The 262-nt window shown below is 56.5% G+C and carries 1 protein-coding gene; it reads right to left on the bottom strand.

Annotated features, from left to right (window positions below; all coding sequences use genetic code 11):
- The coding region (locus AC0IW9_RS31065) for a F0F1 ATP synthase subunit A (RefSeq protein ID WP_471652151.1) at positions 1–262 on the bottom strand (262 nt) is incomplete at both ends.

Raw genomic sequence — 262 nt, 5'->3', positions numbered from 1 at the left:
GGTGGATACAGCGCGGAAAGGAATGTGGTGATCGCCGGAGATCAAGATGGCCAGTTGTGGAATCCAGTCCACAGGCACCAGGTCGACGGCGTTCATCAGGAACACCCAGACGAAAATGGTCAGAGCCAGGGGCGCGATAACCTTGTTGCGGCCGTGGAAGCTGTCCTTAACGCTGGTGTCGACGAATTCGATCATCACTTCAACGAAGTTCTGCAAACCGCCAGGCTGGCCGGAAGTGGCTTTCTTTGCAGCCATGCGGAAC

This window comes from Belnapia sp. AC561 (assembly GCF_979252845.1).
This window is presented reverse-complemented; position numbering and strand designations above follow the sequence as displayed.